Raw genomic sequence first — 20,644 nt, forward strand, 5'->3', positions numbered from 1 at the left:
CTCATCGCGACATACGCTCTACCGCGTCGAGCACGAAGTGCGCGACCACGACCACGCCGGTGGTCAGGGTCGCGAGCCAGCAAAGCGCGCGTAACGACCAATGCGCGACGAGTTCGCCGACCGCTTCGCGTTTCGCACTCAGCAGCACGAGAAGCACCAGCACGGGCGTAATCGTCATACCGTTGACGACGGCGCTCCAGTACAGCGCCTTGACAGGATCGACGCGCCACAGGCCGAGCGCGAGACCAAGCAGCGTGCCGAGCCCCGCGAGCGCAACGAGCAGAACGGCAATGCGCCGATCACGCTGTTTGCCGCGGGGCCAGTTGAACGAACTCGCGACCGCTTGCGCGGCCGAACCGGCAAGCGGAGGTAGAGCGAGCAGCGCCGAGCCGACCAGCGCAAGCCCGAGCAGGGGGCCGGCATAGCCCTTCAGGAGCGGTTCGAGCGCTCGCGAAAGCTCCGTGGGCTCGCCGGGCTGCGTCTGCGCACTATGCAACGTCGCCGCAGCCGCAATCATCATGCACGATGCCGCCACGCTCGATAACGCGGTGCGTATCAAGGTCTGGTTGCGCAATCGGCGAAGCTGCTCCGACGAACGTCGATCGCCGCGCGCGGCGTGCTGTTCGTGCTGCCGATGTTCTTCCTGGGCTTCCTGCTCGGCCTGCGAAAAAAGCAGATACGGACTCATCGTCGTACCGAGCACAGCCATCAGCATGGTCACGAAATCTTCTTTCCACTCGACGTGTGGCACCAGAGAGCGCAGCACGACCGTGTGCCACGGCACATCGACGATCAGCAGCACCCCGAGATACGCGAACATCGGCAGCATCAACCATTTGAGCACCTGCGCATAGCGCGCATATGGGATGAACCACTGCAGCGCAATCGACGTGCAACCGCATGCAAGTGTCAGCAGCCAAAGCGGCCCATGCGTGAAGCGTTGGATGACTACGGCCATCGCCATCACATTGACCGCGATGTTCAGCGTGTTCGCAATCACGAAGCGCGCCACGGCGAAATAGAAGAACACCGGCGAATAGTGCGCGCGCATGTTCGCCGTCAGGCCGTGTCCCGTGACGGCCGCGACACGCGTCGAAACCAGTTGCAGCGCAACCATCGACGGATACGACAGTATGCAGGTCCACAGCATGTCGTAGCCGTACCACGCACCCGCGAGTGAATAGGTGGCGATGCCGCTGGGGTCGTTATCGCAACCGAGACTAGCCAGTCCCGGTCCGAGATCGGCGGCCCATGAGCGGGCAGGCTGCGACGATGAAGCGGGCGCACTACCTTGTGCGGCGCGGGACGCGGTGCGTTTGTCGGGAGGAGAGTGCATGCGGCTGATCGTCGGGAAACCGGGGATGCTATAGCGCTCGCACGAAACGTTCCTTCGTCGAATCGAACCGTTGGCTAGGCCGACTACCACCCCATGCGCGAAGCCCCGTTGGTCGCCACCACTGAAGCGCTAACCGGTGCTATATTTTTTGCGTCGTCATTGCTATGACTATTGCTACCGCGCGCCACATGCAGCAGACCACGCCGACGGTAAAACCGGACATGTCGGAGATTCCGCCGTTAATGACACTCGAAGAGAATGCGCATCGCATGCCCACTCGCGCCGCAACCGCAGGGGTCGGGGGCTAATGGAAACCAGCGACTACGACGGGTACACGTTGTGGGGGCATGCCATCCTTCAGCAGGAAGGCGAGGGCATCCTGCAACCGGAGCGCTATGCGGCGAGCGGAACCATCACCCGGGGCGGAAAGCTGGTCGAAGCATCGGGCATTCTCGGATTATTCGATAGCGAGGAAGAAGCCCACCATGCAGGCCTCGATTGGGCGCGCGCGTGGGTGGATGCGCATGGATGAGCGTGAGCGTGGCCGTGGCCTACGTTTCCCGCTTGCTGCGTCCATAAAGCAGCAGCATCGCCGCTATCACCACCCCGTAGATGATCTGACGTCCCGCTTCCGGCATCTGCGCGACTGAAAGGATCGACTGCAATAGCGTGATCAGAATCGCGCCCGCCACGGTGCCGAGGTATGAGCCTCGGCCCCCCAGAATCGACGTGCCGCCGAGCACGACTGCCGCGATCGCCGGCAGCAGATAGGCATCGCCCATCGACTGCGCTGCCTTCGATGCATAGCCGGCCAGCAATACGCCACCGAACGCCGCGAACCCGCTGCACACCGCAAATGCGGCCACGGTCACGAGCCGCGTATTGATGCCGGACAGATACGCGGCGCGCTCGGTATTGCCGATCGCGTACAGCGTGCGCCCGAAGATCGTACGCGACAGCAGGAATACCGTGGCGCCGCCGATCACCACCCACAGCGCAACGGCATTCGGCACGCCCGGTACGAGCCAGCCCGCCGCGAGCCATCGCATCACCTGTGGCGCGGAATCCTGCGGCGACGATCCGCCGGTATAGACGATCATGATGCCCTGCGCGACCGCATTGGTCGCGAGCGTGGCGATCATCGACGGAATGCGCAGCAGCGCGACGAGGATGCCGTTGACGACGCCGATCAGCACGCCGCAACCGATCCCGACCGGAATCGCGAGAACCTGTCCGAGTTCGCCGTGTCCCGCTACCGCGCACGCCATCATTGCGCCGACCGTGATCGTCCACGGCAGCGACAAGTCGATGTGGCCGAGCAGGATCACCATCATCAGGCCGGTCGCGATGATGCCGAGGAATGCGCCGACCTTCAGTTGCAGCAGGATGTACTCCGGCGACGTGAAGCTGCGCGAAAACATTCCGCCGACGAGCAGCAGCGCGACGATGCACGCGAACGCGATCACGATCGGTTTGTCGACTCGGCGCGTGAGCTTCGACACGAACGTGCTGCGGCCGTTTGCCGAGACGTGGCTCATTGAAACCACTCCAGACGGTTGCGTACCCTGAACAGCCCGCATGCGCCGATCGCGACAGCGAGCAGAAGAATCACACCCTGAAATAGCGGCTGCCACAGCGCATCGACGTTGAATACGAACAGCAGGTCACCGATCGAGCGAAACGCGAATGCGCCGAAGATCGCGCCGATCGCGCTGCCCTTGCCGCCGAGCAGCGACACGCCGCCTATCACCACCGCGGCGATCGAAAACAGCGTGTACGAGTTGGCGCTGCCGAGGCTCGCTTCGCCGGTGTCGGTGAAGAAGGTCAGAAACAGGCCGCCGATCGCGGCGAGCAGGCCGGCCAGCGTATAGCTCGCGAACTTCGCACGGCGGATCGGCATCGCGGACAGAAACGCCGCGGGTTCGGACGAGCCGGTCGCATACGCCGCACGCCCAATTGCCGAGCGTTTGAAAGGTACCCAGACGAGCAGTGTGGCGGCGAGCAGAATCAGCAGGCTCGCCGGCAGCACGCCGGCGACCTTGCCGGTCAGTGCGTCGGCGAGGTTCTCGTTGATCGAGCCGCCGGGCACGGGGCGCAGCAGCAGCGCCAGTCCGTAGAAGACCGCGCTCGTCGCGATCGTCGTCACGATCGGCTGCAGCCGGCCGAAAATGATGATCACGGCGTTCAGCGCGCCGCACAGCGCGCCGGCCGCGAGCACGCCGACGATGCCGAGCGCACTGTGCAGCGCGTCGCCGGTGACGATCCACGAGCCGATGCAATTCGTCAGCACCAGCGTCATGCCGATCGACAGGTCGATGCCGGCCGTCAGCACGACGAGCGCTTGTCCCATCGAGACGAGCGCGAGCAGCACCGCCTTGTTCGCTGCGGTCTGAAACACGTTGGCCGACAATGCGGACGGATAGTTGAGCAGGTAGATCGCGAACATCAGCACGAACAGGCCGAACGCGAACACCGCGCCGCGATTCTCCGCATACCAGAAACGCAGCCCGCTCATAGCGCGACTCCCGTGGAAGGCGAAACCTGTCCGACGGGCAGGTCCAGTGCGCTGGCAATCAGGTTCTGCTCGGTGATCGCCGAGCCGACGAGTTCCTTCTTGATCCTGCCTTCGTACAGCACCAGCACGCGGTCGCAGCAGCCGATCAGCTCGTCGTAGTCGGTCGAATAGAACACGATCGCCGCGCCTTCGTCGGCGAGGCGTCTGAGCAGCTGATAGAGCTCCTGCTTGGTGCCGACGTCGATGCCGCGCGTCGGGTCGCTGAGCAGTAGAATCCGCGGCTGCCGGACCAGCCACTTCGCGATCACCACCTTCTGCTGGTTGCCGCCCGACAGCGAGCCCACGGGCGCATCGATGCTGAACGACTTGATCGCGAGCAACTCCATCATCCGGTCGACCAGCGACTGCTGGCGGTCGCGATCGATTACGCCGGCGCTGGACATGCGATCGAGCGCGGCAAACGACAGGTTCTCGCGCACCGACATCGGCAGCATCAGGCCTTCGGTCTTGCGGTCCTCCGGGATCAGCGCCATACCGATTCCGTTGGCGCGCGCGGCCCTCGGGCTGCCGATCGACACCGCTTTGCCATCGACCTCGATCGTGCCCGCGCACCCGCGCAACACGCCGAACAGCGCGAGCAGCAGTTCGCGCTGGCCTTGTCCGTCGAGGCCGCCGAGGCCGAGTATTTCACCGGGCTTCAACGAAAAGCTGATGCCTTGCAGCGTGTCGCTCCACGCGAGATCGCGACACGCGAGAACCGGAGCGGCGCTGCGTCCGTTGGCGGGTTTGGCCGGGAACACATGCTGGTACTTGCGGCCGATCATCATCTCGACGACTTCGTTGTCGGTGCGCGTGCCGGCCTCGAAACTCATTACATGACGGCCGTTCCGGTAGACCGTGCATTCGTCAGCGAGCGCCTTCACCTCGTGCATCCGGTGCGAGATGAACAGCAGCGCGAGCCCCTCGTCGCGCAGGCGCTTGAGCACCTCGATCACGCGCGCGACGTCGGCCGCGGTCAGCGCCGACGTGGCTTCGTCGAGGATCAGAATGCGAGGCTCGTGCGCCAGCCCCTTGGCAAGCTCGACCATCTGCTGGCGCGACAGCGGCAGGTCCCGGACCTTTGCAAGCGGATTGATGTCGGCGGCGCCCGCTCGGGCGAGCGCCTCCTCGGCCAGGCGGCGCTGGGCCCGGCGGTCGATCATGCCGAAACGTCGCGGGGGGTTCGAAGCGAAGATGTTGTCGGCTACGCTCAAGTCGGGAATGAGCGACAGCTCCTGATACACGCAGACGATGCCGGCCGCGTTCGCCTCGGCCGGCGATGCGAACGCGACCTGCCTGCCATCGTAGTGCATCGTGCCCTCGTCGGGCTGCACGACGCCGGACATGACCTTCAGCAACGTGGACTTGCCCGCGCCGTTCTCGCCGAGGATCGCGTGAATGCGGCCCCGCTTCACCGTGAGCTCGGCGTGATCCAGCGCGACCGCGCCGCCGTAGCTTTTCGACACGCCAGACATCTGAAAGAACGGCTGCGCTGCATCCTGCGGCATGCTTCGTCTCCCGTCATATTCCGGCCATCATCCGATCACTGGTTGCCCTGGGTTTGCTTCATGATCTCCTGCGCGGAGAAATTGATGCCGCAAGTCGGAAACGAGTTGCCGACGAAAAAGTTGTCGGAGTCGTTCGGGAAATAGTTGACGCCCGACTTCAGCTTCGAATCGTCGGTGACGTCTAGCGGCAGCTTGATCGAAACCGGGACCGTCTGGCCGTCCAGCGCGGCGAGCGCCGTCTTGATCGCTACCGCCACCTGCGCGGGACCGGTGCCAGCCGACGTGCACTTCAGGCCCTGGCCCCCATACTGCGCGCAGAACTTGCGAAAGCCGTTCTCCGTCTCGCCGCCGAAGGGCACGAATGGATGCTTCGCATCGATCATCGCGCGCACGACACCCGTGTCGCCGCCTTGCGCCGAGATGCCATCGAAATGACCCTGCACGGCGATCGCGTCGGCGGCGGCCTTTTGCGCGACCCCGTCGTCCCACTTGCCGTAGACCTGCACGACGTTCCACTTCTTGCCGGTGTCGTCCAAGGTTTTCATGAAACCATTGTGCCGGTCCGTGTCGACCGACGTGCCCGCCACTCCGCGAACCTCGAGCACCTTGCCACCGTTCGACAGGTGGTTCGCGAGCCACTTGGCCCACAGCACGCCGAGCCCGTACTGGTCGACGTTGACGTTGATCGCGTCTTCGCTGTCGAGGATGTTGTCGAACGCGATCAGCACGACGCCGGCGTTCTTCGCGCGGCGGATCGCGGGGCCGAACGAGGTGGGATTCTGCGCGTCCACGATGATCGCGTCATAGCCGGCATCGATGAAGTTGTTGACGGCCGAAATCTGCGCCGGCACGTCCTCGCCGGTCGAGACGACCTTGAACTCCTTGAGCTTCGCGGCGACGGCCGGCTGTGCCGCATAGGCTTTGGCCGTCTTGATCATCTGGATGCGCCATGTGTTCGCGATATACCCGTTCACGAGTGCGATCCGGTAGGGCCCGTTCTTCTTCGGATACTTGATGTACTTCGTGTCGCTCTTCCAGGGGACCATGCATGTGGGATCGCTGGACGGCCCGGAAACGATCGTTGCCTGCGCGAAAGCCGCGCTTGCGCATAGCGTGAATGCCGCGGTCGCCGCCGCTCGAAGCACCTGGATTCCTGAAAGCATGTCGTCTCCTTTTTGTTGGATTGAACTTGCCGATTGCCGGCGAACATGGCGGTCATGAATCGCCGCCGAATTCTGTGCGTGAAGCAGGGAATCTTGCGGAATGTGCTGCAGCGGGGCTGAATCGGACTCGCCGAAGCAGCGGAACGACTTCTTCAAAGGCGTCGCCTCCGAAGCAAAACGAAGGGCCGGCGCGCACTCAGTCACGTCTGACACTACTGGCATACCAATCCGCGCGCGATAGTGGTTTACCACGGCGTCGCGGGCGGACTCGAACAGTCTGAAACCCCTGCTGAACCGGCTCGACGCCCACAAAAGCGGCGCCGGGCCCGTGGCGGCCTGATCCGTCAATTGGTGTACCATTTTGTCGAACTCGAACCGATCCTTTGGCCGCTTCGAAGCTTTCGGGAATCCTGAATGGACGAGCTTTCACACACGCGGAACGGCCGCGGTGCTGATGAGGACGCGACCGACCGTTCCTATGTCGGACTCGCGAAGCAGATCTACGATCTGATCGCCGCCGGCGACGTCGGGCCGCGTGCGCGCCTGCCTTCCGAGCGCACGCTGGCCGAACGCTTTGGCGTGAGCCGCACACAGGTGAGGGAGGCGATCATCGCGCTGGAAGTGCAGGGCGTGGTCGAGGTTCGTGTCGGGTCGGGCATCTATGTGGCAGACGCGCCGGACCCGCGCTCCGCCATGTTCAAACTGCCGCGCGGGCTAGGCCCGATCGAGACGCTGCGCGCGCGGGTCGTGATCGAAAGCGGGATCGCCGCGTTAGCCGCTACCGAACGCAAAGATTCAGACCTGGACCGGCTGTTCGCCGCGTTACGCGCGATGCGCGAAAACATGCATGACAAAGCGGCGAACGAGGCCGCCGACCGTGATTTCCATTTGGCAATTGCGCGGGCGACGGGAAACGAAATGCTCCGGCTCGTGGTGACCGCGATGTGGGACAACTCCCGCGCCGACCCGCTGTGGAAAAAGATCGAGGAGCACTTCCACACTCCCGCATTGCGGGCGGCTTCGCAGGATGAGCATCAGCGCATCTTCTCGGCGATCATGGCGCGAGACGCGGCCGCTGCGCGCACGGCGATGCAGGCGCATCTGACGCGGGTCATCGGCGAGTTCACTCAGGCGTGGCGTTAGCGCCACCCCAGGCTGTTCGCCTTCTGCCCGGTCACGGCTCTGTTCCGTCGCCAGCAAGGTTGTCGAGGAAGCGGGCGAGTCGTTCGGTGTCGGCCTTCGTCCAGCCGTCGGGCGGCACCACGCTGGCCCAGCCGCTGACGTAATCCTCCGAAGAGTAGTTGTGGCCGAACCCCGGCGGCACGGCGAGCTGATGAATCTGATCGCCCACCGCCTGCACGCCCGAGACGATCGGAAACCAATGCATCGCGCGAGGCATGTCGAAGCCGCGAGGCGGAGCCATCCATTCTGGCGGCCACCAGAACGCTCTGACGCTCCAGAAGACAGCCGGATCGGCCGGATGCTGAAGGTACACGATTCGCGGGGCCGGCCAGTCCGCATTCAATGCCACCTGATGCGGATCGCGATTCAGGAACCGTACGACACGCCCGCCATCGAAGATCGGCTGCCAGAAGGGCGAGCCGCGATCGCGCTCGCGAGTGAGTTGCGCATGGATGAGGTTGCTTTGTTTGGCGCCGGCAATCAGCACGCCATCGGTCGCGGCCACCATATTGGCCACCGATGCGGATGCGTCCGCTCCCACGAAAGGCGCTTCCACTCCCGCGGCGCCGAGGCTCTTGCCGAACAGAACGAGCTTCGGCCGCTTTTGCGGTGGGAGCGTCGACCAGCGGGCGCGAACGGCGTTGAAGAGCGTGATACCCGCCTCGTCCGCGAGCCCAGCGTCCACGAAGATGGCGTAGCGGCTAGGCAGGAAAGAGTATTGAATCGCCACGATCGCCGTGTCGCCACCGTGCAGTTCCTCGAGCGAGGCGGCGGCTTGGGGCACGATCCAGCCCGTGCCGGTGGGTATCCACACGACCAGCACTTTGCGGTCGAACCCGCCCGCGCGCTCGAGCTCGCGGACCGCAATGCGCGCGCGCTGTTCGAGGGAGTCCGCAGAACGCACCCCCACGTAGACTCTCACCGGCTCGACCAGCCTCGCATCTGATCCGTGGAACTTCGCAAGTTCCTGCCTGTTTGTCGCCGTTGCCACGAAGTCGCGTCCCATGCGTCCCAAGCTGTCCCATGCGACCAACGACATGCTGCTGCCGGACACCGTGGGCGACGTGGGAGACAGGGTTCCCTCGGTCGTGTTCTCGTTCCTCGGCTCGTGGACGAGATCGGAGCCCGCGGCGAGGGCGGGAAAAAACACTCCGCGACCGAGCGCGATGCCAATCACGATGATGAAGAGCGCTGTTGCTGGCACCGACACGATCGACGGGACGCGGCGCAGGATCACCCGGTTGACTGCGGCGACACCACGGGCCGCGACTCGCCCGATGACCACCAGCAGCACCGCCGCCAACGGCGACACCGCGCTCATCAGCACGCCATCCAACCAGCCGATGGTTGTCATCCCCATGAAACTACGTTGCTCGTTCTGCCAGCCGAGCCATAGCTTCGCGCCAACGAACAGTGCAATGAGCCACGCCGCCGCCAGAACGATTGCTATGCGCCGGCGGCTCTCGCTGCCGGGCACGCGCCCCCATCGCTGCAGCAGCCGATGCACCCCGCAGCCAGCCAATGTGCCTACCCCGTAGCCGATGGCCAGACAAAACGCACCGACGACGGTTTGCGTTACCCACGACCGCGGAATCAGCGTTGGCGTCAGTGACTGCCACCAGAACACGAGCGCGAGCAACGAGCCGCTGAGCGTCGGCGTCCAAAGTGCGCCTCGGAGCCAGGCAGCTATCGGCTCGTGGGAGTTCCGCATGCGTGCTCGCTCAGATTGGCGCAGCTCGCACTTCGTCCCCGCGGGCCATCCGCACAGGAGTCGAAGATACGAGCCGGCTTGATTTTGACGGTGCTTCGGGCCATGCATCGCATTGTATTTAGCTTTCTCTGGGACGAACAACCTCGTCGCCTGCCAGTGACTTACCGAGTCGGCGCGCACGCTGCTTGCTCGTCGTGCTGCGATCGGCTCCCACGACTGAATGCTCGCGACTCAAAAATGAAAGATCGATCCACAATCCTATGCGTGCGCGACAGCAAGCTGCTCCTGGTCGCTCGCTCGCGCTCGCGCTGGTCGCTGCCCGGTGGCACGATAAAACGGCTCGAATCCCCGCTGGACGCTGCTCGACGCGAACTGGAGGAAGAAACGAACTTGGTCGAGGTCCACCTGACGTATTTGTTCCAGTTTGGCGGGCTCAACAAGCGGCACCATGTTTTCCTGGCCGAGTTCGCGCGCGACATATCACCTGAGCCCGGCAATGAGATCGCCCGATGCCGATGGTTCACTCCGATCAAGATCGAGACCTTGTCAGCCAGCATACCCACCCGGGAGATTGTCGGTCTGTTCGTTCGGCTTGACGATCGCGGCTATGGGCGCGCGGCCCGCTGAAGACAGGTGCGGCACGGTTTTAGCTACGCGGTTGTGGCAGATGGCTGTTGTAGCGAGGAGCACTGTCGTGAAAAAGGCGTTCTCAAAAAATTTTCCGGTTCCTGACCAACGGGCGCCTTTACTGGCAGAGCTTCGCCGGCAGAAAATGGCTCGCACGGCATACGACTACGTACGCGGAGGCGCCAGGCGCTTTTATGCGTGGCTCGACAGCCAGCCTCCCGGCGCGTTGCCCGATGGTCCGCCGGTGTGGATTTGTGGCGACTGTCATCTCGGGAATCTCGGCCCGGTCGCGGATGCAGCGGGTCACGTGGCAGTCCAGATCAGGGATCTGGATCAATGCGTGATCGGCAATCCTGTGCACGACCTGCTTCGGCTGGGACTGTCGCTGGCCACCGCCGCGCGCAGCGCGGACTTGCCGGGCGTAATCACCAGCTGCATGGTGGAAGCGCTCATCGACGGCTACCAACAGGCCTTCGACGACACCCGCAGCAACGAGACGAAGCGGGCGCAACGGCCGGCGGTAGTGCAGGTCGCGATGAAAAGGGCACTGCACCAGTCGTGGCGCAAGCTGGGCCGGCAAACGATCGACGGCGCGGCGCCGTACATTCCTCTTGGCAAGCGTTTCTGGCCGCTGTCAGAAGAAGAAGCGCAGGCGGTTCGATCCCTCTTCGCGCCGCAGTCGGACCTGGCGATGGCAGAGGTGCTGGGCACCGCGACGACAGGCGACGCGAAAATCGAGGTGCTGGACGCGGCGTTCTGGGTCAAGGGGTGCAGTTCTTTGGGGCGCCGCCGCTACGCGGTGTTGCTGGACATCGATGGAGAATGTTCTGCTGGCGGGCCCCCCTGTCTAGTCGACATCAAGGAAGCCGCTACCGCTGCCGCGCCGGCACACGCTGGCGCCCCGATGCCCCGCGACAACGCAAAGCGCGTAGCCGAAGGTGCCCGGCATGTGACTCCCCGGCTCGGCGACCGCATGCGCGCCGCGCGTCTGAACGGAGCGGCGGTCGTGATCCGCCAACTGATGCCGCAGGATCTCAAGTTCGACGCGGACCGGCTCACCGAAGCTGATGCCGTCAAGGCAGCCCATTTCCTTGCGCTCGTGATCGGGCAGGCCCATGCGCAGCAGATGGATGCCTCGACTCGTAAAGCCTGGCTGGGCGATCTGCAGGCAAGCTGGCCCAAATCGATCAAGGCGCCATCGTGGCTGTGGCGCAGCATGGTCGAATTGACCGTCGCAAACGAAGCGGAATATCTGGAGCACTGCCGGCGCTACGCTGTCGACCGCCGGGGCGACCAGGTCAGATAGCGAGAGGCTCCCGACGACGCGCCGGTGAGCGGAAATGCAGTCATTTCCGCTGACGAACGCCGGCCAGCACGCTTGCGAGTTCGTCGATGGTGAACGGTTTGCTCAATGCGGTCCAGCGAAAGGGCATCGATGGCAATTGCGGGTTTGCGTACCCCGACGCAAACACGATATGGAGTGAAGGCGCTCGCGCGGTCGCCTGCTTCGCCAGTTCGATACCGTCGATATCCGGCATCCGCAGGTCCGTGATCAGCACGTCGAAGGGTTCATTTGCCAGCCACTCGAGCGCCTCACGCGGCGACGTCGTGAATTTTCCCGAATGCCCAAGCAAGCCGATCAGTTCGTTGGTCGCTTGAGCCAGGTTCACGTCGTCATCGACCAACAGGATACGCAAAGAGGCGACCGGGCCGCCGAGCGCCGCATCGCGCGAAGTTTTGCTACGCACGGGGTCGCCGACATCGAGCACCTGACGGATCTTACGCGCAAGCTGCTCGCGGCTGTACGGCTTGCTGAGCAGGTCGACGCCCGGGTCGAGCCTGCCGCCATGGACGATCGCGTTCTGCGTATACCCCGACGTGAAAAGGACCTTCAGATGCGGCAGCAGCCGCAGACCCTGGGCGACCATGTCCGTGCTGCGAAGCGGACCCGGCATCACGACATCGGAAAAAATCAGATCGATATGGACGCCGCTGCGCAATACGGCGAGCGCTTCCTCGGCGGCGTCGGCTTTCAGGACCCGGTAGCCGAGGTCCGAGAGCGTGTCGAGGGCGGTCGATTGCACGTTCCGGTCGTCTTCCACGACGAGGATCGTTTCCGTTCCTCCCTTGGGAGCCGGTGTGACGCGTGGCGGCAGTTCGACTGCCGGCCGGTCCGAGCGGGGCAGATACAGTTTGACCGTCGTGCCGTGCCCGACCTCGCTGTAAATCTTGATATGGCCGCCGCTCTGCTTGACGAAGCCGTATGCCATGCTGAGCCCGAGACCCGTTCCTCTTCCCTCCGGTTTCGTCGTAAAGAAAGGATCGAACGCGCGATCCACCACGTCCGGCGGCATGCCTGTGCCGGTGTCGGTGACGGCCAGCAGCACGTACTGGCCAGCCTGGATGTCCGGCACCGTGGCGACGTACTCGTCGTCCAGCATCGCATTGGAGAGCTCCATCGTCAGCTTGCCGCCCTCAGGCATCGCGTCCCGTGCGTTGATCGCCAGATTGAGGATCACGTTTTCCAGCTGATGGATATCGACGAGGGTGTTCCACAAGCCGCCGGCGACGACCGTTTCCACGTCGATCGTCTCGTCGAGAGCCCGGCGCAGCAGATCGTCCATGCCGCGAAGCGCGGAGGCCAGGTTGATGACGACCGGCCGTAGCGGTTGCCGCCGTCCGAACGCGAGCAGTTGCGACGCGAGTTTCGAGCCGCGCTCGACCGCTGTTATCGCTTTTGCCACGCGCTCGCGAGTCCATTCGTCGCGGGAATGCCGGCTGTCGAGCAATTCCAGATTGCCGCGCAAGATTTGCAGCACATTGTTGAAATCGTGCGCAACGCCGCCCGTCAGTTTGCCGACTGCCTCCATCTTTTGCGATTGGAATAGCGCCTTGCGCGTGTCCTCCAGCATCCGGCTGGCTTCCATACGCTCGGTGATGTCGCGCGTGATTTTCGCAAAGCCGGCCAGCGCCCCATCTTCGTCACGGATTGCATCGATCACCACGTGCGCCCAGAAGCGCCGGCCGTCCTTGCGCACCCGCCACCCTTCGGCTTCGAACCGTCCCTCGCTGGCTGCGATCGACAGTCCCCGTTGCGGCAGGTCGGCCGCGGCATCCTCGGGTGTGTAGAAGCGCGACATGTGCGAGCCGATGATTTCCTCGGCGCTATACCCGTTGATCCGGCGAGCGCCGGCGTTCCAGTTCGTGACGATCCCGGCGGGAGAAAGCATGAAAATCGCGTAGTCCGTCACTCCGTTCACGAGCATGCGAAAGCGCCGTTCGCTCTCGACGACGGCATCGTGCGCGGTCTTCTTGTCCGTCATGTCGCGCACGATCTTGCCGAAGCCGAGCACACGCCCTGTGTCGTCGGTCAGAGCGGTGATCACGACATTGGCCCAGAACCGTGATCCGTCCTTGCGGATGCGCCAGCCCTCGGACTCGGAGCGGCCGGTGCTGCGGGCGATATCGAGCAACGCAGCGGCGCTGCCTTTGTCGCGATCGTCCTGCGTGTGGAAAATGTCGAAGCGCTGCCCGATGACCTCGTCAGCCAGAAAGCCATGAATATTCTCGCCGCCGACGTTCCAGGTACGGATGATGCCTTCCGGCGAAAGTCCGATGACCGCATAGTCGATGACGGAGTCGATCCATCGCTGGGCCCAGTCGTCAGGCATGGATGGACCGGCTTGCGCGCCGTCTTGTGCTCGGTAGTCGTCGGGTTTCGAATGATTCATGCGATTCGATCCTGGAGAATATGATCTGGCAGCACGTGTTATGCCACACCGGACACGGTCGGGGAATCGGGTCGGGAACCGAGCCAGCCGAGTCACGCCGACCGGCTCGATCAGTTCGACGGCACCGGGTTATCAAGGCCCGGGAAGGAACTGGACATCCCCGTACCAGGCGCGTGTCGTGGTAGCGGTATTGTCGGTATCGGTGAGCAGCCCATAGCCTGTGATTCGTCCTGGCGGTTCGTGAAAGACCCGCTCGTAGTCTTGCACGATATTGCGGCGCAGACTTTGCCACCGACCCGCATCGCCGGGCTGACCGGAGACCACGATCATCTGCACGCGGTTCGTGCGGGGGTTGGCAATGACGGTGCCCGGCGCCGCGTTGGTCGACCAGACGTACATCAACGTCGCATAGGGCAGGTCTTCGCCGCTCAGTTGTTTGGCCAGCCCCATCTTCGCCCGGTCGAACATCGACAGCTTGCTCTTGTCGCCGTCGAACATGAACATCAGCCGCGCTGGCGCGTCTTCCTTCGACGCGACGCGGTTATCGGCGCCCGCGATCGGCCCATCCGCTTTCCAACGCCATGCCACGACGGGTGTGCGCGCGAGGTCGATATTCCCTTCGTGCATCAACGCAGAAGCGGAGCGGTTCGCGTCCGCCTGCAGCACCGTGGTGTGGTCGTCGTGAACCAGCGTGTATTGCGTGATGGGCTTGCCGCGCACCACCGGCAGGTTCTTCCAGCCAGCGGGCAGCGAGGCGCCGGGCTCGCTCGTGGAAAAGGCGATACCGGGATTTTCGTCCTGGGCAAGAAGGGGGAGCGGCAACAACAGGAGCGCGACACATGCGGCGATCCAGGCTGGCTGTGCGGTTCGTTTTTGCGCTCGGCGGCTCGAAGGAAGGTGCATGGCGGTCGCATTCGTCTCGTGGATAGCAACCATTGTAATGGGCAGCGCTGGCGACATTTCAGCGGCCGCTTACTTCCGCGCGTGTCGGGGATTCAGGATTTCCTGACGCCCGGATCAGGCTTTGCCGTAGTCATTTGCAGCCGCCGACGACTGTGCGCTAGCGCCCGTTCATCCATCATCGGTGATGCTTGCGAAGATCGAAAGGCGATGTGCAAAATGATTGCGGACTTTCTGGACCGACGCAGGCGCTTGCAAGAGATCGACAGAATTTGCCAGCGCCTGTTCGAAACGTGGTGCGAGGCGCGCAGCCTGACACCGCTGACATACCTGCTGTTTTGCTGGCCGTTGCGCGACACCCGTCCTGTCGCGATACGACGTTTGCAGCAGACGTTGAAGGAATTGCGCCGCGATCATGCGGAAGGTTTCGATGCCGGCACGTTCGTGGCGCTCGATCAACTCGTCGACCGGCTCGACGAACTGGTCGATCGGGCAGAAACCCCGGTGACGTTTTCGCTGGTCAGCTAGCCGGGCGCAACTTGGCCGCCGCGAGTCCTGCGAATGCGAGATGATCGGACCAAGGCTTCACCAATCGGGCGCCTCACGGACGAGTTCGGATTCGGGACATGATCAAGATCCTCATCGCCGACGATCACGCGATCGTGCGCGGCGGCCTCAAGCAGATCATCGCAACTACCGCGGACATGATCGTGGTGGAGGAGGCTGGCCACGGCTCCGAGGTGATCGACAAACTTCGCAACTGTGACATCGACCTGCTGTTGCTCGACATGACGATGCCCGGCATCAGCGGCGTCGATCTGATCCGACGCGTGCGCTCCGACCGACCCGGGTTGCCGCTGCTCGTGCTCAGCATTCACAACGAGGCGCAGGTGGCGTCGCGCGCACTGAGGGCAGGCGCGACAGGTTACGTGACCAAGGACAGCGATCCGGACGTATTGCTGGCGGCAATCCGTAAGCTCGCCGACGGCGGACGCTTCATCGACCCGAAACTGGTCGACGCGATGGTCTTTGAAAAGCATGCGGGAGACGTGCCGCCGCACGAAGTCCTGACGGATCGGGAGTTTCAGGTGCTACAGCTGATCGCGAGCGGCCGGAGCATCAATGACATCGCGGAAGCGTGCTCGCTCAGCGCCAAGACGATCAGCACCCACAAGATGCGGCTAATGCAAAAGCTGGGTCTTTCGAATAACGCGGAGGTGATCCGTTATGCGATCAGGCACGGCTTGATCAGCGAGTAGTCGATGAAGCTGGACCAATGCTTTCGAACGAACCCGTCGCGCGGGTACACCTGGTGTGGGAGAACATCGCATGGAAGTGCTATCGGCGAGTGAAATCGAATTGCGCGCGTGGTTGAGCCGATGGTATGACCATGCCGTCGCAGCGGGCCTCGTACGGCCGCCTTTTCTGCTCGACGATGCAAAGGCCACGCGTCTCGAGGCCTATTTCGCCGCGGGGTTGACGCCGGAGGAGGGTGCGCAACTGTTCTTCGGAACCGTGCATTAAGCCGCGCCGCTCCTTGCGGTTCATCGACCGCAAACTCCCTCTCGAACCTCGATGCCAGGCGCAAGTATCTGGCACTTGCGTCGTCGCCCGTCACTCGCAATTCCGGTTGACCCCGTCGCGTCTCGCGCGCTCATCATAGGCGCGCATTTCCCACATATCGGGGAAACTCCCTGGCTCTCGAAAATTGGAATCCGACTTAACAAAGTTAGAATGACTGCTCTAAGACGGCTTCAGACTGTCTGCCCGACCGACGGCCCGGCGTGGGAACGACCTTCACGAATCGCAGTGGCAGCGATCACCGTGTCCGCGAGAACCTGAGAGATATCCCGTGAGCAGCCCAAAACAGATGCCATTTGCCCTATCCGTTCCGACCGACGTGTCGCAACTGCCGAACCAGCTCGTCACCGGCTTTTGCGCGCTGATGAGGTTGAACGTCGACACGTGCAGGTCCGCGGTCACAGGTGCCGCGCTGCATTGGGAAAGTGTATGGCGCGCCCAGACACCTGAACAGTTGATCAGACGCCAGGCCGACGTGATGCCTTGGCTCGTCCTGCAGTTCGCCGATTACACGCGCGGCTGGATGGATATCGCGTCGGCAACCATCACGCCGTGCCGCGCCGTTGGCAATCACGACGACGTGCATGAGCTCCGCGAGGGCACCATGTCCGCCGAGCAGCCGGCCTGCGCAACGGGCGTCGACCCGACGCTGAGCGAGGACATTGTGTCGCCGCAGGTGCAGCGGGACGGCGAGTCCGTCGCCGAAGCAGACGTAGGGGAAATGGTCCGCGCCATTCTCGAACGCGTTGCAAAGGCGACCCCTGACACGCCGGAACGCCGAAGTCCGCCTCGCGCACGCCGCTCGTCGACCCGATAGGCGACAAGCTTCCACACATCCTGCCGGGTCCGGTTCTCGCGTGCTGCGGATGCAGCCGTGGCCCGATCTCGTCACCCGTCGTTCCTTCCCGCCGCGAGGTACGCGATATGTTGAGCCCGCACGAAGTGGCCACGCTGCTGCTGTTGAAGGATGCGCCTGAACGAATCGATTTGGATCGGGCAGAGCTTGGCGCGCTGCGCGAACTGCAGTTGATCACGAATGAGCCAGCTGGCTCGGGCTTCCGGCTTCCTCACGTGACGCCGCGTGGCGACGCTATGCTGCGTGCGTTCGCAAGGGTCCGTTGACTGGTGCCGGACAGCAAATAACACAGCATTCTCCCGGCGCGGGGAACGAATTATGCGGCAGCTCGAACCGAGGCTCGCGGTTCGATACCTGAAAACATCCGACAGGACGCTGCCACCAGCTTATGAAATATCTCGCCCGGGTTGCCGCACTTGCCGGCCTGGCGATCGCGGTCTGGCTCGTCTGGCACGTCGACGCGCAAAAGGTGCTCGGTTTGATGCGCGCAGCCGGCGCCGGGCTCGCGCTTGCAGGGATAGTCCATGTTCTGCCGATGCTCGCCAACGCGAGGAATTGGCAGATGCTGATGCGCGGCCCGCTCCGCCCGAATCTGTTCGCCGTACTGCGCCTCGTCTGGATTCGGGAGTCCGTGAACGGCATGTTGCCGGTCGCACGAGTGGGCGGCGAAGTCGTGACCTTCCGCATGATGCGCAAATGGGGCATGGAGCCGGCCCCCGCCATGGCGAGCCTCGTCGTCGATCTCCAGCTGACGCTGATCAGCGAAATGCTGTTCGCCATTGCGGCCATCGGCTATCTGATCGCCCATGCCGGCGCCACGGCGTTGCACCTCGCAGCCAGGCTCGGAGGCGGCATCGCCATTCTGGCGGTGCTGCTTCTGGCGTTTTCGTTGGTGCAGCGAGCGAGTCCGTTCGCCCGTCTGACGAAGCTGTTCAATCGCATCACCAGCGGCAAATTCCGCTCCCTCGTCGGCGAGTCGGTGCGCATCGATCAGTCGATTAGCGACCTCTGGCATCAGCCCGGTGTGATCATCCGTTACCTGCTCGTCTGGCAATCACTCCAATGCATCGCGACCGCGCTCGAGCTGTGGCTCGCGTTCTATTTTCTGTCGGCCAAAGCAAGTTTCCTTCAGGCACTCGTGCTGCAGTCGCTGATCCAGGCGCTCAGCAGCGTCGCGTTCTTTGTGCCTGGCGCGCTCGGCGTTCAGGAAGGTGGATTTCTGCTGATCGGTACGGTGCTTGGTTTTCCTCCGCAGCTTTGCCTCGCGCTCGCGGGTGCGCGCCGTTTTCGTGACATCATCGTCTTTCTGCCTGGGCTGATTGCCTGGCAGGTGGAAGAATGGCGCGACAAGCGGCGGGCTCCGGCCAATGCGACGGCAGGTGGCGCCGCAGCGGAACCCGGTGAGCACCGTAGCCACCCTTCGCAGAGGGTCGGTCGCAAATCATGATGCGAGACACTGGAAAGCATGATGCGGTAGTGCTGTTCGGCGCCTTCGATCGCCACAACCTGGGTGACCTGCTGTTCCCTCATGTCGTCGCAAAACTGCTTGCGTGCGAGCGCGTGATCTTCGCCGGGCTCGCGCAGCGCGACCTGCGCGTCTACGGTGGCCACGCTGTACAGGCGCTCGCGCAATTGGCTGCCGAACGCGGCAAGGATCGCGTGCATATCGTGCACGCAGGCGGCGAGATCCTGACTTGCGACGACTGGGAGGCGGCGGTGATGCTGCTGCCGCGGGACGAGGCACAAAAGATCATCGCGCGACTGGATGCACATCACGATGAGCGACGCTCGTGGGCACGAGCGCTGACGGGTCTCGATGCGCTTGCCCCCTACATGGCGTCTCGTGAGATGTTTCCCTTGGCGTCGAGCGTCATTTATCAAGCGGTTGGCGGCGTCGATGTCGAGCGGCTGGACCCCTGCATGCGAGCAGAAGTCCTGTCGAAGCTCACGCAAGCCGACGACGTCAGCGTGCGCGACGTCAGCACGCAGAGCGGGCTCGCCGCGGCGGGCATTCTTGCGCGGCTCGTGCCGGACCCGGCGGTGATGGTGGCCGAGCTGTTCGGCGCGACCATTCGCGCGCACAAGGAGCCGAGCGGCGTGACGAACTTGCAGCGGACGTTTCCCGATGGATATGTCGCCGTGCAGTTCAGTGCGGACTTCGGCGACGATAGAACGCTCGGTGTGCTAGCGCGTGAGCTCGATCGCGTGTCGAACGAGAGCGGGCTTGGTATTGTGTTTTTTCGAGCGGGTGCCGCGCCTTGGCATGACGATATGGCGTGCTACGAACGGATTGCGGAGCGGATGAAGGTCTCACGCACGCAACTCTTCCGATCGCTGGAGATATGGGACATCTGCGCACTGATCGCGGATGCCACGGCCTATGCGGGAAGCAGCCTGCATGGACGGATCGTCGCGATGGCGTTCGGTGTGCCGCGGGTGAATTTCGTTCATCCGGCGCGCGCGCATGACACGACGAAACAGTCCGCGTTTGCCGCGACGTGGGAGCCAGCGGCCGTGCCGGGCAGCGTCGGGATCGAGGCGCTTTCGGAAGCAATGCTCGATGCCCTGGCGATCGACCGGGTGTTGCTGGGGCGCACGGCCGCATACCTCGCCGCTCGCTATCGGGAGGGGTTCGCACAGATGCAAGCTGCGATGCGTTGCGCGTAAAATGCGGGGCCTTGCGCGACGAGCGCAAGACCCTGTCAGACAAACGCTGTAAGCAATGTCGTCAGATTTTCAGTCGAGAAACCTTGGTGCCGGCCAGCGACACGTCAGCCATCAGACCTGCATTCGTCAGCACGATCGCCTGGACGGGTTCGGTGGCCGTTGTCGTATCGATCGTGCCGTTCGCTCCGACCTTCACGAGCGCGACTGAACCTTCGCCACCGACCGACCATCCGTTGGATTTGCGAAAGCTGTCGAGCGCCTCATGCGTCATGAACAGAAAGATCATGGCCTTCGACTGCGCGCCCGCCTGCAAGCCGAACGACCCGGATATCGTCTTGAAGTAGCCTACCGATTTCCCGTGCACCCGCAAAGCGCCTTCACCGTATTGGCCACCGGCGATGAAGCCGACCTTGAGCACGGACGGGAACACCAGTACGCCGTTCGCCTTGTCGACGAGTTCTCTTGAACCTTTGACCGTCTCGAACAGCCGCGACAGGGTCTCGTTGACCTTGGCATCGATGACCTGCCGCTTCGACGCGTTGGATTCGGCGGCAACGGCGTCACTCATCGTGACCGCGGACCCGCTCAGCGCCACACCCGCGACTGCCAGAACCGCGGCACCTGTTTGTAAGAAGCTTCTTCTGCGCATGGCTGCCTCCATCGTGGTTCACGGTTTAACCCGTGATGCTGCAATGGTTGAAGGAATATATTCCACCGACACTTGCCAATTGCGTTGACTGCTGCGGGACCGACTGCCTGTTGCCTTGAAAAAATAAGCCGTGCATTCAGTCATCACCTGATCGTAGAAGATGACCTCCCAATTGTATG

General features: G+C 63.4%; 20 protein-coding genes. 11 read left to right on the plus strand and 9 right to left on the minus strand.

The features are described 5' to 3' along the window. Position 1: 1 nt before the first annotated feature. On the minus strand, positions 2-1,336 hold the full coding sequence (locus tag AB3X86_RS19135; protein ID WP_368597207.1) for an NRAMP family divalent metal transporter: 1,335 nt from the start codon (positions 1,334-1,336) through the stop codon (positions 2-4). A 307-nt stretch (positions 1,337-1,643) separates the two neighbouring features. On the opposite strand from AB3X86_RS19135, the gene AB3X86_RS19140 reads away from it, so the two are divergent. Beyond that, complete coding sequence (locus tag AB3X86_RS19140; protein ID WP_176111200.1) at positions 1,644-1,868, plus strand: hypothetical protein; 225 nt, start codon at positions 1,644-1,646, stop codon at positions 1,866-1,868. Positions 1,869-1,887: 19 nt separating this feature from the next. Here the strand turns inward: AB3X86_RS19140 and AB3X86_RS19145 are convergent, their stop codons facing one another. From AB3X86_RS19145 to AB3X86_RS19160, 4 genes are read right to left on the minus strand one after another with little or no spacing between them, the layout of a single operon-like run. Further along, a complete protein-coding gene (locus AB3X86_RS19145) occupies positions 1,888-2,874 on the minus strand; it encodes an ABC transporter permease (RefSeq protein WP_368597208.1) in 987 nt (328 codons plus the stop codon). Continuing rightward, on the minus strand, positions 2,871-3,851 hold the full coding sequence (locus AB3X86_RS19150) for an ABC transporter permease (RefSeq protein WP_368597209.1): 981 nt from the start codon (positions 3,849-3,851) through the stop codon (positions 2,871-2,873). Before AB3X86_RS19150 ends, AB3X86_RS19145 begins: the two co-directional genes overlap by 4 nt. After that, positions 3,848-5,398, minus strand: a complete 1,551-nt coding sequence (locus tag AB3X86_RS19155) for a sugar ABC transporter ATP-binding protein (protein ID WP_368597210.1) — start codon at positions 5,396-5,398, stop codon at positions 3,848-3,850. The genes AB3X86_RS19150 and AB3X86_RS19155 overlap by 4 nt, the downstream gene beginning before the upstream one ends. 35 nt (positions 5,399-5,433) lie before the next feature. Continuing rightward, on the minus strand, positions 5,434-6,561 hold the full coding sequence (locus tag AB3X86_RS19160; protein WP_013093653.1) for a sugar ABC transporter substrate-binding protein: 1,128 nt from the start codon (positions 6,559-6,561) through the stop codon (positions 5,434-5,436). 414 nt (positions 6,562-6,975) lie between these two features. Here AB3X86_RS19160 and AB3X86_RS19165 point away from each other — a divergent pair, with 414 nt between their 5' ends. Beyond that, positions 6,976-7,704 carry a FadR/GntR family transcriptional regulator gene (locus tag AB3X86_RS19165; RefSeq protein ID WP_368597211.1) on the plus strand — a complete coding sequence of 243 codons (729 nt, stop codon included), beginning with the start codon at positions 6,976-6,978 and terminating at the stop codon, positions 7,702-7,704. A 31-nt stretch (positions 7,705-7,735) separates the two neighbouring features. On the opposite strand, the gene AB3X86_RS19170 is transcribed toward AB3X86_RS19165, so the two are convergent. Then, complete coding sequence (locus AB3X86_RS19170) at positions 7,736-9,454, minus strand: alpha/beta-hydrolase family protein (RefSeq protein WP_368597212.1); 1,719 nt, start codon at positions 9,452-9,454, stop codon at positions 7,736-7,738. A 237-nt stretch (positions 9,455-9,691) separates the two neighbouring features. Between AB3X86_RS19170 and AB3X86_RS19175 the strand changes: the two genes are divergently transcribed. After that, positions 9,692-10,081 carry an NUDIX hydrolase gene (locus AB3X86_RS19175; RefSeq protein ID WP_368597213.1) on the plus strand — a complete coding sequence of 130 codons (390 nt, stop codon included), beginning with the start codon at positions 9,692-9,694 and terminating at the stop codon, positions 10,079-10,081. Positions 10,082-10,148: 67 nt separating this feature from the next. Then, positions 10,149-11,387: a DUF2252 family protein gene (locus AB3X86_RS19180; RefSeq protein ID WP_368597214.1), complete on the plus strand. Its 1,239-nt coding sequence runs from the start codon at positions 10,149-10,151 to the stop codon at positions 11,385-11,387. Positions 11,388-11,427: 40 nt separating this feature from the next. On the opposite strand, the gene AB3X86_RS19185 is transcribed toward AB3X86_RS19180, so the two are convergent. Next, positions 11,428-13,752, minus strand: a complete 2,325-nt coding sequence (locus AB3X86_RS19185; RefSeq protein ID WP_368597298.1) for a PAS domain S-box protein — start codon at positions 13,750-13,752, stop codon at positions 11,428-11,430. Between the two features lie 192 nt (positions 13,753-13,944). Continuing rightward, on the minus strand, positions 13,945-14,715 hold the full coding sequence (locus AB3X86_RS19190; RefSeq protein WP_368597215.1) for a DUF3047 domain-containing protein: 771 nt from the start codon (positions 14,713-14,715) through the stop codon (positions 13,945-13,947). A gap of 18 nt (positions 14,716-14,733) precedes the next feature. Here AB3X86_RS19190 and AB3X86_RS19195 point away from each other — a divergent pair, with 18 nt between their 5' ends. The 7 genes from AB3X86_RS19195 to AB3X86_RS19225 all read left to right on the plus strand — a co-directional run bounded on the left by AB3X86_RS19195 (position 14,734) and on the right by AB3X86_RS19225 (position 19,816). Next, positions 14,734-15,240, plus strand: a complete 507-nt coding sequence (locus AB3X86_RS19195; RefSeq protein WP_368597216.1) for a hypothetical protein — start codon at positions 14,734-14,736, stop codon at positions 15,238-15,240. Positions 15,241-15,338: 98 nt separating this feature from the next. Further along, positions 15,339-15,971 (plus strand): response regulator transcription factor, encoded by a 633-nt coding sequence (locus AB3X86_RS19200; protein WP_176111192.1) that lies wholly within the window; start codon positions 15,339-15,341, stop codon positions 15,969-15,971. Positions 15,972-16,041: 70 nt separating this feature from the next. Further along, entirely contained in the window at positions 16,042-16,236 is a 195-nt protein-coding gene (locus AB3X86_RS19205; protein ID WP_176378207.1) for a hypothetical protein, read from the plus strand. Positions 16,237-16,564: 328 nt separating this feature from the next. Further along, positions 16,565-17,110 carry a phasin family protein gene (locus AB3X86_RS19210; protein WP_368597217.1) on the plus strand — a complete coding sequence of 182 codons (546 nt, stop codon included), beginning with the start codon at positions 16,565-16,567 and terminating at the stop codon, positions 17,108-17,110. 107 nt (positions 17,111-17,217) lie between these two features. Then, positions 17,218-17,415 (plus strand): hypothetical protein, encoded by a 198-nt coding sequence (locus tag AB3X86_RS19215; protein WP_368597218.1) that lies wholly within the window; start codon positions 17,218-17,220, stop codon positions 17,413-17,415. A 122-nt stretch (positions 17,416-17,537) separates the two neighbouring features. Continuing rightward, positions 17,538-18,596, plus strand: coding sequence for a lysylphosphatidylglycerol synthase domain-containing protein (locus AB3X86_RS19220; protein WP_368597219.1), 1,059 nt, complete (start codon positions 17,538-17,540; stop codon positions 18,594-18,596). Continuing rightward, on the plus strand, positions 18,593-19,816 hold the full coding sequence (locus AB3X86_RS19225) for a polysaccharide pyruvyl transferase family protein (RefSeq protein ID WP_368597220.1): 1,224 nt from the start codon (positions 18,593-18,595) through the stop codon (positions 19,814-19,816). Before AB3X86_RS19220 ends, AB3X86_RS19225 begins: the two co-directional genes overlap by 4 nt. 61 nt (positions 19,817-19,877) lie before the next feature. On the opposite strand, the gene AB3X86_RS19230 is transcribed toward AB3X86_RS19225, so the two are convergent. Continuing rightward, positions 19,878-20,465, minus strand: coding sequence for a YSC84-related protein (locus tag AB3X86_RS19230; protein WP_368597221.1), 588 nt, complete (start codon positions 20,463-20,465; stop codon positions 19,878-19,880). Positions 20,466-20,644 lie beyond the last annotated feature (179 nt).

The sequence above is a fragment of the Paraburkholderia sp. BR14374 genome, assembly GCF_040948685.1.
GTDB lineage: Bacteria > Pseudomonadota > Gammaproteobacteria > Burkholderiales > Burkholderiaceae > Paraburkholderia > Paraburkholderia youngii.

Excerpts from the sequence above, each read along its gene's own strand:
- AB3X86_RS19135 (WP_368597207.1), bottom strand. The coding sequence starts at position 1,336 with ATGCACTCTCCTCCCGACAAACGCACCGCGTCCCGCGCCGCACAAGGT.
- AB3X86_RS19140 (WP_176111200.1), top strand. The coding sequence starts at position 1,644 with ATGGAAACCAGCGACTACGACGGGTACACGTTGTGGGGGCATGCCATC.
- AB3X86_RS19145 (WP_368597208.1), bottom strand. The coding sequence starts at position 2,874 with ATGAGCCACGTCTCGGCAAACGGCCGCAGCACGTTCGTGTCGAAGCTC.
- AB3X86_RS19150 (WP_368597209.1), bottom strand. The coding sequence starts at position 3,851 with ATGAGCGGGCTGCGTTTCTGGTATGCGGAGAATCGCGGCGCGGTGTTC.
- AB3X86_RS19155 (WP_368597210.1), bottom strand. The coding sequence starts at position 5,398 with ATGCCGCAGGATGCAGCGCAGCCGTTCTTTCAGATGTCTGGCGTGTCG.
- AB3X86_RS19160 (WP_013093653.1), bottom strand. The coding sequence starts at position 6,561 with ATGCTTTCAGGAATCCAGGTGCTTCGAGCGGCGGCGACCGCGGCATTC.
- AB3X86_RS19165 (WP_368597211.1), top strand. The coding sequence starts at position 6,976 with ATGGACGAGCTTTCACACACGCGGAACGGCCGCGGTGCTGATGAGGAC.
- AB3X86_RS19170 (WP_368597212.1), bottom strand. The coding sequence starts at position 9,454 with ATGCGGAACTCCCACGAGCCGATAGCTGCCTGGCTCCGAGGCGCACTT.
- AB3X86_RS19175 (WP_368597213.1), top strand. The coding sequence starts at position 9,692 with ATGAAAGATCGATCCACAATCCTATGCGTGCGCGACAGCAAGCTGCTC.
- AB3X86_RS19185 (WP_368597298.1), bottom strand. The coding sequence starts at position 13,752 with ATGCCTGACGACTGGGCCCAGCGATGGATCGACTCCGTCATCGACTAT.
- AB3X86_RS19190 (WP_368597215.1), bottom strand. The coding sequence starts at position 14,715 with ATGCACCTTCCTTCGAGCCGCCGAGCGCAAAAACGAACCGCACAGCCA.
- AB3X86_RS19200 (WP_176111192.1), top strand. The coding sequence starts at position 15,339 with ATGATCAAGATCCTCATCGCCGACGATCACGCGATCGTGCGCGGCGGC.
- AB3X86_RS19205 (WP_176378207.1), top strand. The coding sequence starts at position 16,042 with ATGGAAGTGCTATCGGCGAGTGAAATCGAATTGCGCGCGTGGTTGAGC.
- AB3X86_RS19215 (WP_368597218.1), top strand. The coding sequence starts at position 17,218 with ATGTTGAGCCCGCACGAAGTGGCCACGCTGCTGCTGTTGAAGGATGCG.
- AB3X86_RS19220 (WP_368597219.1), top strand. The coding sequence starts at position 17,538 with ATGAAATATCTCGCCCGGGTTGCCGCACTTGCCGGCCTGGCGATCGCG.
- AB3X86_RS19225 (WP_368597220.1), top strand. The coding sequence starts at position 18,593 with ATGATGCGAGACACTGGAAAGCATGATGCGGTAGTGCTGTTCGGCGCC.
- AB3X86_RS19230 (WP_368597221.1), bottom strand. The coding sequence starts at position 20,465 with ATGCGCAGAAGAAGCTTCTTACAAACAGGTGCCGCGGTTCTGGCAGTC.